This window comes from Allopusillimonas soli (assembly GCF_004153445.1).
In the GTDB taxonomy this organism is placed as follows: domain Bacteria; phylum Pseudomonadota; class Gammaproteobacteria; order Burkholderiales; family Burkholderiaceae_B; genus Allopusillimonas; species Allopusillimonas soli.
The window spans coordinates 57549-72838 of record NZ_SDQC01000001.1; the positions used below are offsets into that span (position 1 = coordinate 57549).

Below are 15290 nucleotides of genomic sequence, written 5' to 3' on the forward strand. Positions count from 1 at the left end.
GAACGGGAGCGCCCATGGGTATTTCTACGCGACCCACCTAGATCTGGCCGCGTGCAAGCAGCGCACGCGCATACTCAGCCACGCCACTCTGCACGTTGCGGAAGGGCTTGTCGTAGCCCGCCGCGCGCAGACTGGCCAGGTCGGCCTGGGTATGGCTTTGATAGCGCCCCTTCAGGTCTTCAGGGAAGGGAATGTAGTGGATGAACTCCTGCTCGATCTGCTCCTGAAGAGACAGTGGCTCCTTCCCCTCGTGTTCGCGCAGCGTGTTGACGACGGTCTGGGCGACATCGTTGAAGGGCTGGGCCACGCCAGTGCCGCAGTTGAATATGCCCGATACCTGGGGATGATCGAGAAAATGCAGATTGACGTCGACCACGTCGTCGATATACACGAAATCACGCATCTGGCCACCGTCCGAATAGCCATCCCAGCCGCCAAAGAGGCGTACATGTCCTTCCGCGCGAAACTGGTTCATGTTGTGGAACGCCACAGAAGCCATGCGCCCCTTGTGCTGCTCCCGAGGTCCGTACACATTGAAGTAACGCAGGCCCACCACGGGCGCGGCCAGATTGTCGAGATGACGGCGCAACACCTGATCGAACAGGAACTTGGAGTAGCCGTAGACGTTCAGCGGCGCCTCGTGCTCCGGCGACTCGATATAGTTTGGCCCCGCTCCGTACACAGCCGCCGAAGAGGCATAAACGAGGGGCACCCGCGCAGCCTGGCAGTATCGGAACACTTCCAGTGTGTAGCGGTAATTGTTGTCGAGCATGTATTGGCCATTGCGCTCTGTGGTATCCGAACACGCACCTTCGTGAAAAATGGCCTCGATACCCGCCAACCGGCCTTCGTCCAGGTGCTTGCGGAACGCATCCTTGTCTTGATAATCCGCGATCTGGCTGTCCACAAGATTAACGAACTTATCGCCCTCGGTGAGATCGTCAACAACCAGGATGTCGGTATGGCCGCGCGCATTCAGCCCGCGCACGATATTGCTGCCGATAAAACCGGCGCCGCCGGTAACGATGATCATGAAAGTTCTCCTGCCGTAACGATGGATGTGCCCAACTTGCCGACCACGATACCGCCAGCACGGTTGGCCCAGCGCATTGCATCCGTCCAGCCGAGCCCCGCGGCGCGCATGACGGCCAGCGTAGCCAGTACGGTGTCGCCCGCGCCGGATACATCAAAAACCTCATGGGCATACGCATCCACATGCTCGCGACCTGCCGCGGTAAACAATGTCATGCCCTGCTCGGAACGGGTCACAAGCAGCGCTTCGAGTTCAAGATGCTCACGCAGCGCCTGCGCGCGCTGCATGAGTTCGTTTTCGTCCTGCCAACGGCCCACAGCCTCCTGCATTTCCGCGCGATTGGGCGTAATGAGGGTCGCACCGTGGTAGCGCTGGTAAAGGTGGCCTTTCGGATCCACCAGTATGGGTACGCCGGCGTCACGCGCGGCGGCGATCAGCGCCTGCACGCCGCCCAGGGCGCCTTTTGCATAGTCGGACAGCACAAGAAGATCGTGCTGAGCCAGCAGTTCGCGTGCACGCGCCTCGATCCGGGACAGGCAGGAGGCATCGGGCCCCTCTTCGAAGTCCACGCGCAGCAACTGCTGCTGGCGCCCAAGCACACGCATCTTGAGCGTGGTGGGTGTGGCTGGATCCTGGACCAAGCAGGCAATGATGCCCGCCTCGTTCGCCATGCGCTCGACTTCCGCGCCGGCCTCGTCGGCGCCCACCACGCCAAGCAGGCTAGCCTGGGCGCCCAACGCCACGATATTCCGCGCCACGTTGGCTGCGCCGCCAAGCCGGTCTTCCCGGCGCATGACCCGTACGACAGGCACGGGCGCCTCGGGGGAAATGCGCTCCACCTCGCCAAACCAGTAGCGATCGACCATGATGTCGCCTGCCACCAGAATGCGTGCGGCGCGGACAGCCGATGTCGGAAAAGGCATCATTTGAGCTCCTCGAGACGCCTGGGTTGATAGGTTTCCCAGGCATTGCAGCCCGGACATTGCCAATAGAAATGCCGAGCCTCGAAGCCGCACACATTGCAAGCATAGCGGTCAAGCCGCTGTGTATGGCGATGAATGAGCGACCGCAGCAAACCCAGGTCGGCGCCGCTGGCCTGTTCGCCAAACGGTACGCCGCCGGGCAGCGAGGCAGGCGTGGCTGATTTCGCGTCGCCCCCCTGTCCTTCGGCCTGGCCATCGCGCGTTGCCAGCTCTGCTTCGAGCAGCCGGTCCAGGCCGAGCAAGGTAGGATGCGCGCGCAGCGACTCCCTGGCAAAAGCCCAGGCGGGTCCGAGACCCTGCTGGGTCCGCAGCTCACGAAAAACCACGTTGAAAGTATCCAGTGAAGGATAGCGCTGATAATGCGTCATCAACAGCGAAAGCCCCTCCTGTTGCTGCCCTAGGCGCCGGTAACTCTCCAGCAGCGACGGGGCCACCAGACTGGCATACTCGGGCGCGATATCCAGGACACTGGCGAGATAGGCACGCTCGGCCTCGGGTTTGCCATCCATGCGCGCCAACTGGGCGCGCAGCATGGCAATGCGGGCCTCGGAAGCCTGTCCCGCCTTCTGGCCTCGCAGCGGAGCCGCCGCATGATCGGCCGCATCCAAAGCGGCGCCGGCCGCATCAAGCCTGGGCGGGTTCGCGGACAGGGCCGCCACCGCCTGCTCGCACTGGTAGTGAGCCAACTGCGGCACCGGCTCGTCGACCAAGGCGCGCAGCTTCTTGACGGCCTCGATCGCGCGCGGCCAGTCATGCTCGGATTCGTAGATGCGGATCAAGGCGCGTACCGCCGGGACGGCAAAGCGGGTGTCCAGCACCTGTTCGTAGGCCTGCTCGGCCCGATCCAGCATCCCCGCCTTCAGATAATCTTGCGCCAGCTCGTGCTGCGCGCTTTCGCGGTCGGCGTGCGGCAGGTCGGCGCGCGAAAGCAGGCTTTGGTGCACGCGTATGGCACGCTCCATTTCGCCGCGTCGGCGAAACAGGCTACCCAGGGCAAAGTGCAGCTCGGTTGTTTCAGGATCGAGCTTGGCCACTTCGACAAAAGCGTCAATGGCGCGGTCGGGCTCCTCGTTGAGAAGGAAATTCAGACCCTTGAAATATGAGTTGGGCAGAGTCCGTGTCTCAGACAGCATCTGCCTGATGTCCACGCGCGAGGCTATCCACCCCAGCGCGAAGACCAGCGGTACGAATATCAGCCACCAGGTTTCGAAATCCACAGATCCTGCTCCCGCCCCGTTCAGAGAGGCGCCATGGGCGCGACGGTCTCGGGCGCCATGGCCTCGGCCGGCGCAGCCGGCAGTTGCCGGTTCTTTTCCTCAAGCCGGGCAATATCGCGGCGCAGACGCGCCTTCTCGCGCCGAGCGCGCAGCACTGCCGGCGCCGCGATAAGCAGGCCCAAGGCGATGCCCAGCACAAATACCACCAGCATGACCACGATGAGAGGCACATCGGTTACCACGTGTCCGGCGAAGAAATTGATGTCGACCGGGCCTGTGTTCTTCAGGGCAAACAACAGCACGATGATAAATACCACCAGCCGCAAGAGCCAGACGAGATAACGCATGACGAAGCACTCCAATAAATCGGGAATCTGCTAATTGTAAGGGGAATCAGCAAAAAGACAGGCCCTCGAGAACGAGGGCCTGTATCGACTTGTGTACCAATGCGGGGGCAACGCGAAACAGCTAGCCGTGCATGATGTCGGCGTCGAGCTGGGAGCGGAAGGCGGTTTCATCCGACCCCTTCCGAACCTGCGCATCGTAGGCCGAATCCACACGCTCGCGCAATTCCTTGCCCGGCTTGAAGTGCGGCACCTGTTTTCCTGGCACCATCACCTTTTCGCCTGACTTGGGATTGCGACCGACACGCGGCAGCCGCTCGGACAAGGAAAAGCTGCCAAAACCGCGGATCTCGATACGTTGGCCGTTGGCAAGCGCCTGGGCCATGGCATCGAGCACCGTCTTGACGGCATAATCGATGTCGCGGGCGGCCAGCTGCGGATAGCGGCTGGCCAGACTCGCGATGAGTTCCGACTTGGTCACAATCAGTTGTCGCGCTGCTGGTCGAGCTTGGCCTTGAGCAGAGCGCCCAGGTTGGTCGTGCCCGACGAAGCGCTGGCTTCGGACATGCGTTGAATGGTATCGGCGGTCTCTGCATTGTCGCGCGCCTTGATCGACAACTGGATCGAACGCGCCTTGCGGTCGATGTTGATGATCATGGCATCGACGGAATCGCCGACGTTCAACACGGTGGAGGCGTCCTCGACGCGGCCGGCGGAGATTTCCGAGGCGCGCAGATAGCCTTCCACGTCGACAGACAGCGTGACAACCGCGCCCTTGGCTTCGACAGACTTGATCGTGCCCTGCACCACGGCGCCCTTGTCGTAGGTGGCCACGTAGTTGTTGAACGGGTCGCCTTCAAGCTGCTTGATGCCCAACGAGATGCGTTCCTTGTCGGTATCGATGCCAAGCACCACGGCGTCGATCTCGTCGCCCTTCTTGAAGTTGCGGACAGCCTCTTCGCCGGTTTCCGCCCACGAGAGGTCGGAAAGGTGAACCAGGCCGTCGATGCCGCCAGGCAGGCCGACAAACACGCCAAAGTCGGTAATGGACTTGATCGCACCGTGAACCTTGTCACCGCGCTTGAAGTTCGTGGCGAACTCTTCCCAAGGATTGGGACGGCACTGTTTCATGCCCAGCGAGATGCGGCGACGGTCTTCGTCGATTTCCAGGACCATGACTTCGACCTCTTCGCCCAGCGTAACCACCTTGCGCGGATCGACGTTCTTGTTGGTCCAGTCCATTTCGGAGACGTGCACCAGGCCTTCGATGCCGGCCTCGACCTCGACGAACGCACCGTAGTCGGTAAGGTTGGTGACCTTGCCGAACAGGCGGGTGCCTTGCGGATAGCGGCGGGCCAGGCCGATCCAGGGATCTTCGCCCAGCTGCTTGACGCCCAGCGAGACACGGCTCTTTTCCTGGTCGAACTTGAGGACCTTGGCTTCGACTTCCTGGCCAACCTGCAGTACTTCGGAAGGATGGCGGACGCGGCGCCAGGCCATGTCGGTGATGTGCAGCAGGCCGTCGATGCCGCCCAGGTCGATAAACGCGCCGTAGTCGGTGATGTTCTTGACGATGCCCTTGACCACCGCACCTTCGTGCAGCGTCTCGAGCAGCTTCTGGCGCTCTTCGCCCATGCTGGCTTCGAGCACAGCGCGGCGCGACAGCACGACGTTGTTGCGCTTGCGGTCGAGCTTGATGACCTTGAACTCGAGCGTCTTGCCCTCGTACGGGGTGGTGTCCTTGACGGGACGCAGGTCGACCAGCGAGCCGGGCAGGAAGGCGCGGATGCCGTTGGTCATGACCGTGAGGCCGCCCTTGACCTTGCCGGTGATGGTGCCATTGACCAGATCACCGGATTCGAGTGCCTGTTCGAGCTGCAGCCATGCCGAGAGGCGCTTGGCGCGATCGCGCGACAGGATGGTATCGCCGTAGCCGTTTTCGAGCGAGTCGATGGCGACCGAAACGAAATCGCCAGCTTCGACTTCAAGTTCGCCCTGGTCGTTCAGGAATTCTTCCAGGGGAATGAGGGCCTCGGACTTGAGGCCGGCGTTGACCACGACGAAGTTGTGATCGATACGAACCACTTCGGCAGAAATGACTTCGCCGGACTTCATGTCCTGGCTCTTGATGCTTTCTGCGAAAAGGTCGGCGAAGCTTTCGCCGCCAGTGGGGTTGGAGGTTGCTATTGTGGACATTACTGTATCCGTAGGCCGCAGTGGCCATTGATAAAAACACACCAGGGTGGGCAGGCCGCCCCAGCGGAGTGAAAAAAATTCCGGCCCAGGAAATTACCGCGCCAGCGCGGTATCACTGCTACTCCTGTGGCTGGAACCCCAGACTCGACCAGAGGTCGAGTACGACACGGACCGTTTCGTCTATGGTAAGCGAGGACGAATCGACCGTTCGGGCATCGGCCGCCGCAACCAGCGGGGCGTTCGCCCTTGTGCGATCGCGCTCATCGCGCGCGCGCATACTTTCCAACAAGTCCGCAAGATTAGCAGAAAATCCCTTTTCCTTCAACTGCTTAGAACGCCTTTCGGCGCGCGCCCGAACATCGGCCACCAGGAAGATTTTCAAGGGTGCATCCGGGAACACCACCGTGCCCATATCACGGCCGTCCGCCACCAGGCCCGGCGCCATCCGGAAGGCCCTCTGCCGCTCCAGCAGGGCCTGGCGGACGGGGCCATAGGCGGCCACGCGCGACGCCAGATTGCCCACCTGCTCCTGACGTATCAGCGCAGCCACATCCCTGCCTTCCAGCAGGACCTGTTCGCCCTGAAAGGCCACATCCAGTTCCTGCGCCACGCGGGCCACGGCCATCTCGTCGTCCGGGTTCGTTCCATTTTGCTGCACGGCCAGCGCCGTCAGGCGATAAAGCGCGCCGCTGTCCAGGACTGACCAGCCCAGCGCCTGCGCCACACGGTGGGCTATCGTGCCCTTGCCGGACGCGGTCGGCCCGTCGATGGTAATCACGGGCGGCGCGGCGCGGGCGCCGGCGTTACCGTCCAGCATGTCGCCAAAGGCCGGGAAATAGCCAGGAAATGTCTTGCCCACGCAATCCGGATCCTCGATGGTGACGCCTTTGGGGCCGAATGCGGCCAGGGAAAAACACATGGCCATGCGATGGTCGTCGTACGTGGCAATGGACGCGGCGCGCCACTGGTCCGCCGTCACGGGATGCACGCGCAGCCAGTCTGGGCCCGACTCCACGCGCGCGCCCAGCTTCTCGAGCTCGGTGTGCATGGCATGGATGCGGTCGGTTTCCTTGACACGCCAGCTACCGATATTGCGCAGCGTGCATGGGCCATCGGCATACATGGCCATGGCGGCGGCCGTCATGGCCGCATCCGGAATCAGGTTGAAATCGCGGTCGAAGGCGCGCAGCCGCTCGCCGCGCGCCACGACCGGGCCGCTGACCTCGATGGATTCGGCGCGGCGCACCACGGTTGCACCCATGGCTTGGACGACATCGGCAAAGGCTACGTCGCCTTGTATGCTGTCCTGGCCGACGCCATCAATGACCACAGGGCCGCCGCCCAGCGCGCCCAGCGCCATGAAATAGGATGCCGTGGACGCATCGCCTTCGACTGCAATCCGTCCTGGCGCGCGGTATGCGGCATCCGCCGGCACCACGAAACGCGAGTCGCCGTCGCACGCCACATTCACGCCAAACCGGGCCATGAGACGCAGTGTAATCAAGATATAAGGACGGGAGATCAGATCTCCTTCCACCTCGATGACAAGCGGCCGTCCGGTACGGGCAACATGCAGCGGCGCAGCCATCAGCAAGGCGGTCAGGAACTGGCTGGAAACCGTTCCGCGGACTCGAACGCGGTCGGACGGGGCCCCGCCATTCTTGTTCTCTTCCATCGCCCGCAGTGCACCGATACGCAGGGGCGGATATCCTTCGCGGCCAAGGTAAACGATGTCCGCGCCGAGCGTACGCAAGGCATCCACAAGATCGCCTATGGGCCGCTCATGCATGCGCGGCACGCCGGAGAGCTCATAACGTCCGCCCATCAGGGACAGAGCGGCGGTCAGGGGCCGAAACGCGGTCCCGGCATTGCCCAGGAACAGTGTGCCTTCCTTTATCGGAAACGGATACTGCCCTTGAACGCGAACCCGGCCTTCGCCGGCCTCATCCACCTGTACGCCCAATTGCCGCAGCGCGGCAATCATGACGCGGGTGTCATCCGAATCAAGCAGGCCCTCCAGCGTGGTAGCGCCGCTGCACATCGCCGCCAGCAGCAATGCGCGATTTGAAATGCTCTTGGAGCCCGGGAGGCGGATGCGCCCCGACGCCCGCGTTGCCGGCGCCAGGTTCAGGCTGCGTGAAGGTTTCCTGGTATGGCTCATCGTCGTCTCCTGCCGACATGTCGAGTGGACGCCCTGCGCGTCTGGGTGTGAATCAAGACTGGCCGCTGCGGCTGGCCCAGAGCCGGCGTGCCAGCGCGGCACGCTCCAGAAAGGCCTCGAGCGCCGCCTCGTCCGAGGCCTGGAGCACCTGCTCGGCGTAGTCCAGTGTGGCGCGCACCGACCGCAGTTCGGCCAGGACAGCCTTGCGGTTACTAAGAAATATATCCCGCCAAACTTCAGCCGAACCAGCCGCAATGCGGGTGAAATCACGAAAACCGCTGCCGGCGAGCGCCAGCCGCGTGTCCGCGTCCGCCGCGGCCGCCACCTGTCCCATGTAGACCGAAGACAGAAAATGCGGCACATGGCTTACGGAGGCCAGCACCCGATCGTGTGCATCCGCGTCCATGGTTATGACGCGCGCACCACACAGGCCCCATGCACGCCTGACCAAGCCGCAGGCCGCGCCACCACTCTGCGCCAACGGTGTCAGGATCACATTGCGCCCGCGATAAAGATTCGCATCGGCCGCGCCAGGGCCCGTAAGCTCGGCGCCCGCTATGGGATGGCCCGGTACAAACTGCACGGCACGCTCGCCCAGTGTGTCGCGCGCGGCACTGGCCACGTCGGCTTTGGTGCTGCATGCGTCGGTTATCACCGCCTCGGCGCGCAGCACCGGTTTCATGCGCGACAGCATCGGCGCCACGGCGCTGATAGGCGTGGCAATCAAGATGAAATCCGCCTGTGCGGCCGCTTCTTCGGGTGTGGCAATGCTGTCGATGAGGCCCAGGCTTTCAGCCTGGGCAAGCGAATCGGCATTGCGTCCCACGCCGAGCACCCTGCCCACCGCCGAGGCCTGGCGCAGCGCGGCCGCAAAGGAGCCGCCAATCAATCCCACGCCGATCACGGCCAATGTGCCGATCAGGGGGCTGCGCCCTTCATCGGCCGGATTCGCCCGCGCCCGGCTGGCGCCGCGACCGGCGGGCTGGTCCGCGGCATGGCTCATGGCGCGGCCAGCACCTGGGTCAGCGCCTGGATGAAAAGGTCGTTCTCCTTGGGCAGCCCGATGGTGACGCGCAGCCATTCCGGCAATCCATCGCCCGCAACGGGGCGCACGATGATTCCCCGCTTGAGCAGCGCCAGGTTGACCGCCGACGCGTCGCCAACGCGGACAAGAACGAAATTGCCGTAGCTAGGGACGAACTCGAGATTGAGCGATGCGAAGGCATCAGCCAGCGTCTGCTTGCCAGCCTTGTTCATCTCGTAGGCCTGCCGCAGAAAATCCGCATCGCTCAATGCCGCGATGGCGGCTGCCTGGGCCAGCGTATTCACATTGAAGGGCTGGCGCACCCGATTGAGCAGATCGGTCAGGCGCGGCTGGCTCAACGCATAACCGACACGCAGACCGGCCAGGCCATAAGCCTTGGACAACGTCCGGGTAACAATCAGGTTGGAATATTGCCGCACCCATTGCGTGCTGTCGAATCGCAGCTCAGGGTCCAGGTACTCGGTATAGGCTTCGTCCAGGACCACGGTGACGCGGTCGCCGTGTGTCTTGTATACGCGCTCAAGGAAAGCCGCGATTTCCTCCGCCGGCTGGAAGGTGCCGGTGGGGTTGTTGGGGTTGGCCACGAACAGCAGACGCGTCTGCGGCGTGATGGCCGCGAACATGGCATCCAGGTCATGGCCGTAGCCGCTGGCCGGCACCACAATGTGGCGGGCGCCTCGCGCCTGTGTGGCCAAGCGGTAGACGGCAAAGGCGTACTGGGCGTACACAGAGTCCGTGCCCGGCGACAGCAGTGCCAGCGAGGCCAATTCAAGCAAGTCGTTCGATCCGTTGCCCAGGGTGATCCAGTTCTGCGGCACGTCATACCGCTTCGCGAGCACCGATTTGAGATCGAAGCCATTGGGATCGGGATAGCGCGCCAGATTGGCCGCAGCATCCATCATGGCCTGCTTGGCCGAAGGCGGCATGCCCAGCGGATTCTCGTTGGAGGCCAGCTTGACGATGCCGGCCGGATCCAGGCCGAACTCCCGCGCCAGTTCCTCAATGGGCTTGCCCGCCTGATATGGCGCGATGCCAAGGACATAATCGGGAACCAGCGCGGCCCGTGATGCGTCGTTCAATACGGTCGTCATGCGGATGCAGTCCTATTGCTGGGGATACGAGCCCAACACCTTGAAGAAGGCAACCTGCTGTTTCAGATCGGCCAGCGCGCGGGCCACCGACGGCTCGTTGCGATGACCCAGCAGATCGACATAGAAATAATATTCCCAGGCGCCCGTGCGTGCCGGACGCGATTCGAACCGCGTCATGGAGACGCCATTGGTGGATAGCGGCGCCAGCATTTCATAGACCGCACCGGCCCGGTTGGGCACGGCCAGAATGATGCTGGTCTTGTCCTTGCCGGTGGGCAGGGTTTCGATGGCGCCCACGGCCAGAAAGCGCGTACGGTTCTGGGGGTCGTCCTGAATGCCGGATGCCACCGGCCGCAGGCCCCAGGCCACGGCCGCAACATCGCCCGCGATAGCCGCCACGGTAGGGTCAGTGGAGGCAATACGCGCCGCTTCGCCATTGCTGGGTGCGGCATCGCGTACCAGGCCGGGCACATGCTGCGTCAACCATGCCTGGCATTGCGCCAGCGCCTGCGGATGGGCCATGACCCGCGTTACGCCGTCCAGCGTGCCGGACTGCGTGAGGAGATTGTGGTGAATCTTGATGGAACGTTCACCCAGGACCTTGAGCGGAGAGTTCAGCAATAGATCAAGCGTGCGGTTGACCGCGCCTTCGGTGGAGTTTTCCACCGGCACCATGCCCACATCGGCCTGCCCGGCCTCGACGGCTCGGAATACTTCGTCGAAGGAATCACAGCGAACGCGCGTGACGGCATGGCCGAAATGCTCGAGCGCAGCCTGTTCGGAGAAGGAACCCTGAGGGCCCAGATAGGCGACGGCAAGCGCGCTTTCGAGTCCGCGACAGGTGGAGATGATTTGCGTCCAGACCGCATCGACGGCCTGATCGGTGAAGGGCCCCTTGTTTAGCGCCTGAAGGCGCCGGATAACCATGGCCTCGCGCTCGGGCTTGAGAACCGGGCCGTCGACATCATGGTCCTGCTTGACCTTGCCGACCTCAAGCGCGGTGTTGGCGCGCTGGTTGAGCAAGTCGAGTATCTGTTCATCCAGCGCGTCGATACGATCGCGCAATGGCCCCAACCGGGCCTGCAAAGTGTCATCCATGTCGGCGTTCGAAGTCTTGCAGATAGTTGATGAGCGCCTGTACCGCTTCCATAGGCACCGCGTTGTAGATGGAGGCCCGCATCCCGCCTACGCTTTTGTGACCCCTGAGTTGCAGCAGACCGGCGGCCTGCGCTTCTTCGAGAAAACGTGCATTGAGCGATTCGTCGCGCAGGAAGAAAGGTACGTTCATGCGCGAACGGGCGCTGCGCTGGACGCGGCTGACGTAAAAGCCCGATTGATCCAGAAAGGAATACAACGCCTTCGCCTTCGCGATATTGGCCTGCTCGATGGCTTCGATGCCCCCCTGCCGCCTGAGCCACTTGAACACCAGGCCTGCAATATAGATGGCAAAGGTGGGCGGCGTGTTGAACATGGAGCCCGCGGCCGCCACATTGCTGTAATTGAATGCGGAAGGACATGCGGGCAGCGCATGGCCGATAAGGTCCTTGCGCACGATGACCACCGTGACGCCCGCCGGCCCGGCGTTTTTCTGGGCGCCGGCGTACACCATGCCGACCTTGCTGAAGTCGATGGGGCGCGACAGAAAGTGCGACGAAACATCCACGACCAGCGGCACGTCAGGCGCACCCAGGGAAGCCATGGAAGGCCAGGCAGCGCATTCGAGGCCGCCTATGGTTTCATTGCCGCAAATGTGCAGATAGGCGGCATCGCGGCGCGGCTTCCATTCGCCCGCATCGGGATACCATGTCCATGGCGCCTGCGCCACGCCATCGATGACTTTCTCCTGGCCGCTGGTGGCGGCCACGGCAATGTCGCCATATCGCTGAGCCTCGGCATACGACTTGTTGGACCAGATTCCAGTCAGGACGTAGTCGGCCTTGCCCGCGCTGCGACGGCCAATCAGATTGAGCGGCACGATGGCGTTTTCGGCAGTGGCGCCCCCCTGCATGAAGAGCACCTCGAACTCGTCGGGTATGGACAGCAGCGAGCGTAGATCCGCCACGGCTTCATCGCGGATCTGCGTGAACTGGACGCCCCGGTGGCTCATCTCCATGACCGACATGCCGCAGCCGTGCCAGTCGGTGAGCTCGGCCGCTGCCTGCTGCAGCACTTCCAGAGGCAGCGCCGACGGCCCCGCCGAAAAATTCCACGGTCGCATTACGCTTCGTCCTTGTCCTTGCCATTGTCCGCGCCGTCCGGGTTCGCTTGCGCGTTGTCCAGGCCCGCCTCGTCGGCCCCGCCTTCGAGCACCACAACATCGTCGTCGGCATCGCTTTCGACGACTCGGCGCACGCCCGACAGCATGCTGTCCTCATCCACATTGATGAGCGTGACGCCCTGGGTGGCACGCCCCATTTCGCGAATTTCGGACACCCGTGTACGCACCAGTACACCCGAGGTGGTTATCAGCATGATTTCATCGGATGGCCGCACCAGCACCGCACCCACCACGCGCCCATTGCGCGCCGAAGTCTGGATGGCAATCATGCCCTTGGTGCCTCGGCCATGGCGCGTGTACTCGACAATGGATGTGCGTTTGCCATAGCCGTTCTCGGTGGCGGTAAGCACGCTTTGATCTTCGCCGTCGGCCACCAGCAGCGCAATGACCGCTTGCCCTTCCTCGAGCATCATGCCCCGCACGCCGCGCGCGGTGCGCCCCATGGGCCGCACGTCGTTCTCGTCGAAGCGCACAGCCTTGCCCGCATCGGAGAACAGCATGATGTCGTGCTCGCCATCGGTGACGTCGGCGCCGATGAGATAGTCGCCCTCGTCCAGCGCCACGGCGATGATGCCGGCCTTGCGCGGATTGGAGAAATCGGACAACGGCGTTTTCTTGACCGTGCCGCGCGACGTCGCCATGAATACATAGTGATCTTCGCTGAACTCGCGCACCGACAGCACCACGGTGATTTTTTCACCGTCCTGCAAGGGGAACATATTGACGATGGGCCGGCCTCGCGCGTTGCGCGAACCCTGCGGCACCTCCCATACTTTCAACCAATAGACCCGGCCGCGGTCCGAGAAGCACAGCAGATAATCGTGCGTGTTCGCGATGAACAACTGGTCGACAAAGTCGTTTTCCTTCATCGCGGTTGCCTGCTTGCCCCGGCCGCCGCGCTTCTGGGCGCGGTATTCGGATAGCGGTTGGCTCTTGATGTAGCCCGACTGCGAAAGCGTCACCACCATGTCCATGGGGGTGATCAGATCCTCGGTATCGAGTTCGGTGGCATTGCGCTCGATCTCGGCGCGACGCACATCCTTGGCATTGGTCGAGAACTCGGTCTTGATGGCCATGAGTTCATCGGCAATGATGCTGGTAATGCGCTCGGGCCGCGCCAGGATATCAAGCAGATCGGCGATGTTCGCCATGACGTCCTTGTACTCGCCCACGACCTTGTCCTGCTCCAGGCCAGTAAGGCGCTGCAGGCGCATGTTCAGGATTTCCTGAGCCTGCACGTCGCTCAGGCGATACAGACCGTTTGACTGCAGGCCGTATTCGGCGGGGAGCGCGTCGGGCCGGTAGGCGGCACGCCCGCCCGCCGCGGCGTTTTCGTCAGCGCGGGCCAGCATCTCGCGCACGAGATCAGAGTCCCACGCCCTTGCCATGAGTTCCTGGCGCGCCACCGGAGGCGTTGGCGCCGCCTTGATAATGGCGATGAAGTCGTCGATGTTGGCAAGCGCCACGGCGAGGCCTTCCAGTACGTGGCCACGGTCGCGGGCCTTGCGCAGCTGGAATACGGTGCGGCGCGTAACGACTTCGCGTCGATGCGACAGGAAGTACTCGACCATCTGCTTGAGGTTCAGCAGACGGGGCTGGCCATCGACCAGTGCCACCATATTGATGCCGAAGGTATCCTGAAGCTGGGTGTTTTTATACAGATTGTTGAGAACGACCTCGGGTACTTCGCCGCGCTTGAGCTCGATTACCAACCGCATGCCGTCTTTATCGGACTCGTCGCGAATATCGGAGATGCCCTCCATGCGCTTATCGTTGACAAGTTCGGCGATTTTTTCCTGCAGCGTTTTCTTGTTGACCTGATATGGGAGCGCATCCACCACAATCGCCTGGCGGTTGCCCTTGTCCATGTCCTCGAAGTGGGTCTTGGCGCGCATGATGACGCGCCCGCGCCCCGTACGGTAGCCCTCGCGCACGCCCGACAAGCCATAAATGATGCCGCCAGTGGGAAAATCTGGCGCGGGAATCAATTCAATAAGCTCGTCAATGGAACAACCGGGGTTGCGCAGGCAGTACAGGCAGCCTTCGACCACTTCCGCGAGATTATGCGGCGGAATATTGGTAGCCATGCCCACGGCAATGCCCGAGCTGCCGTTGACCAGGAGATTAGGCAGCCTGGAAGGCAGGAGGACAGGCTCCTGCTCGCTGCCATCGTAGTTGGGGCCGAAATCGACCGTTTCCTGATCGATGTCGGCCAGCAGTTCGTGCGCAATCCGAGACAGGCGGATTTCGGTGTAACGCATGGCGGCGGCATTATCGCCGTCCACCGAACCAAAATTGCCCTGCCCATCCACAAGCATGTAGCGCAGGGAGAAGTCCTGCGCCATGCGCACGATGGTATCGTAGACCGCCGAGTCGCCGTGCGGGTGATATTTACCGATGACGTCGCCGACAATACGCGCCGATTTCTTGTAGGCGCGATTCCAGTCATTGTTCAGCTCATGCATGGCAAACAACACGCGCCGGTGTACGGGCTTGAGGCCGTCCCGCACGTCCGGCAATGCCCGGCCCACGATCACGCTCATGGCGTAATCGAGATAACTGCGGCGCATTTCCTCTTCCAACGATATCGGAAGCGTTTCCTTTGCAAAGGAATCCATAGTTATTTAAACAGTAAGGGTCATGACTAAGGCCGATACCGGGCAGAGGCGGATACGGGCGAATAGGAAATTCTAGCACTTCCCCACTGGCGGCCGGCTGGCCTGCGCCTTGCCGCGCCAGCGCCCGGCAAGGTCAGCCATCCGCCGGGTTTTCCCACCCGCAGTTCATAAACCACTTTAAGCCCCCGAGTGTGTGTGGCTTAAAACCAACAATATTTGCAGGGATAAAGGGGAAATCCATCAATCTCGCCAATATGTATCGCCTAGTCTTAACTTCGCGCCCGGAAATGCCGTAAGATTCCTCCTAACACGCATGAAACCCAG

At 62.4% G+C, this 15290-nt stretch carries 12 protein-coding genes; all 12 read right to left on the minus strand.

Annotation, left to right across the window (positions count from 1 at the left end; all coding sequences use genetic code 11):
- Nucleotides 1-37: 37 nt before the first annotated feature.
- The 12 genes from rfaD to gyrA all read right to left on the minus strand — a co-directional run bounded on the left by rfaD (nt 38) and on the right by gyrA (nt 14966).
- Nucleotides 38-1033 (minus strand): ADP-glyceromanno-heptose 6-epimerase, encoded by a 996-nt coding sequence (gene rfaD / locus ERD78_RS00270; protein ID WP_129967181.1) that lies wholly within the window; start codon nt 1031-1033, stop codon nt 38-40.
- The gene (gene rfaE1 / locus ERD78_RS00275) at nt 1030-1959 is read right to left on the minus strand and encodes a D-glycero-beta-D-manno-heptose-7-phosphate kinase (RefSeq protein ID WP_129967182.1); all 930 of its coding nucleotides are present in this window, start codon (nt 1957-1959) and stop codon (nt 1030-1032) included. Before rfaE1 ends, rfaD begins: the two co-directional genes overlap by 4 nt.
- Nucleotides 1956-3233, minus strand: a complete 1278-nt coding sequence (gene lapB, locus ERD78_RS00280; RefSeq protein ID WP_129967183.1) for a lipopolysaccharide assembly protein LapB — start codon at nt 3231-3233, stop codon at nt 1956-1958. The genes rfaE1 and lapB overlap by 4 nt, the downstream gene beginning before the upstream one ends.
- A 20-nt stretch (nt 3234-3253) precedes the next feature.
- Nucleotides 3254-3580: a LapA family protein gene (locus tag ERD78_RS00285; protein ID WP_129967184.1), complete on the minus strand. Its 327-nt coding sequence runs from the start codon at nt 3578-3580 to the stop codon at nt 3254-3256.
- A gap of 121 nt (nt 3581-3701) precedes the next feature.
- Nucleotides 3702-4058, minus strand: a complete 357-nt coding sequence (locus ERD78_RS00290; protein WP_129967185.1) for an integration host factor subunit beta — start codon at nt 4056-4058, stop codon at nt 3702-3704.
- 2 nt (nt 4059-4060) lie between these two features.
- The gene (rpsA, locus tag ERD78_RS00295; RefSeq protein WP_129967186.1) at nt 4061-5773 is read right to left on the minus strand and encodes a 30S ribosomal protein S1; all 1713 of its coding nucleotides are present in this window, start codon (nt 5771-5773) and stop codon (nt 4061-4063) included.
- Between the two features lie 118 nt (nt 5774-5891).
- On the minus strand, nt 5892-7934 hold the full coding sequence (locus ERD78_RS00300) for a bifunctional 3-phosphoshikimate 1-carboxyvinyltransferase/cytidylate kinase (protein ID WP_129967187.1): 2043 nt from the start codon (nt 7932-7934) through the stop codon (nt 5892-5894).
- 52 nt (nt 7935-7986) lie between these two features.
- Entirely contained in the window at nt 7987-8937 is a 951-nt protein-coding gene (locus tag ERD78_RS19860; RefSeq protein WP_129967188.1) for a prephenate dehydrogenase, read from the minus strand.
- The gene (hisC, locus tag ERD78_RS00310; RefSeq protein ID WP_129967189.1) at nt 8934-10070 is read right to left on the minus strand and encodes a histidinol-phosphate transaminase; all 1137 of its coding nucleotides are present in this window, start codon (nt 10068-10070) and stop codon (nt 8934-8936) included. The genes ERD78_RS19860 and hisC overlap by 4 nt, the downstream gene beginning before the upstream one ends.
- Nucleotides 10071-10082: 12 nt before the next feature.
- Nucleotides 10083-11168: a prephenate dehydratase gene (pheA, locus tag ERD78_RS00315; protein WP_129967190.1), complete on the minus strand. Its 1086-nt coding sequence runs from the start codon at nt 11166-11168 to the stop codon at nt 10083-10085.
- Nucleotides 11161-12288 (minus strand): 3-phosphoserine/phosphohydroxythreonine transaminase, encoded by a 1128-nt coding sequence (serC, locus tag ERD78_RS00320; RefSeq protein WP_129967191.1) that lies wholly within the window; start codon nt 12286-12288, stop codon nt 11161-11163. The genes pheA and serC overlap by 8 nt, the downstream gene beginning before the upstream one ends.
- On the minus strand, nt 12288-14966 hold the full coding sequence (gene gyrA / locus ERD78_RS00325) for a DNA gyrase subunit A (protein ID WP_245152282.1): 2679 nt from the start codon (nt 14964-14966) through the stop codon (nt 12288-12290). Before gyrA ends, serC begins: the two co-directional genes overlap by 1 nt.
- Between the last annotated feature and the right edge of the window lie 324 nt (nt 14967-15290).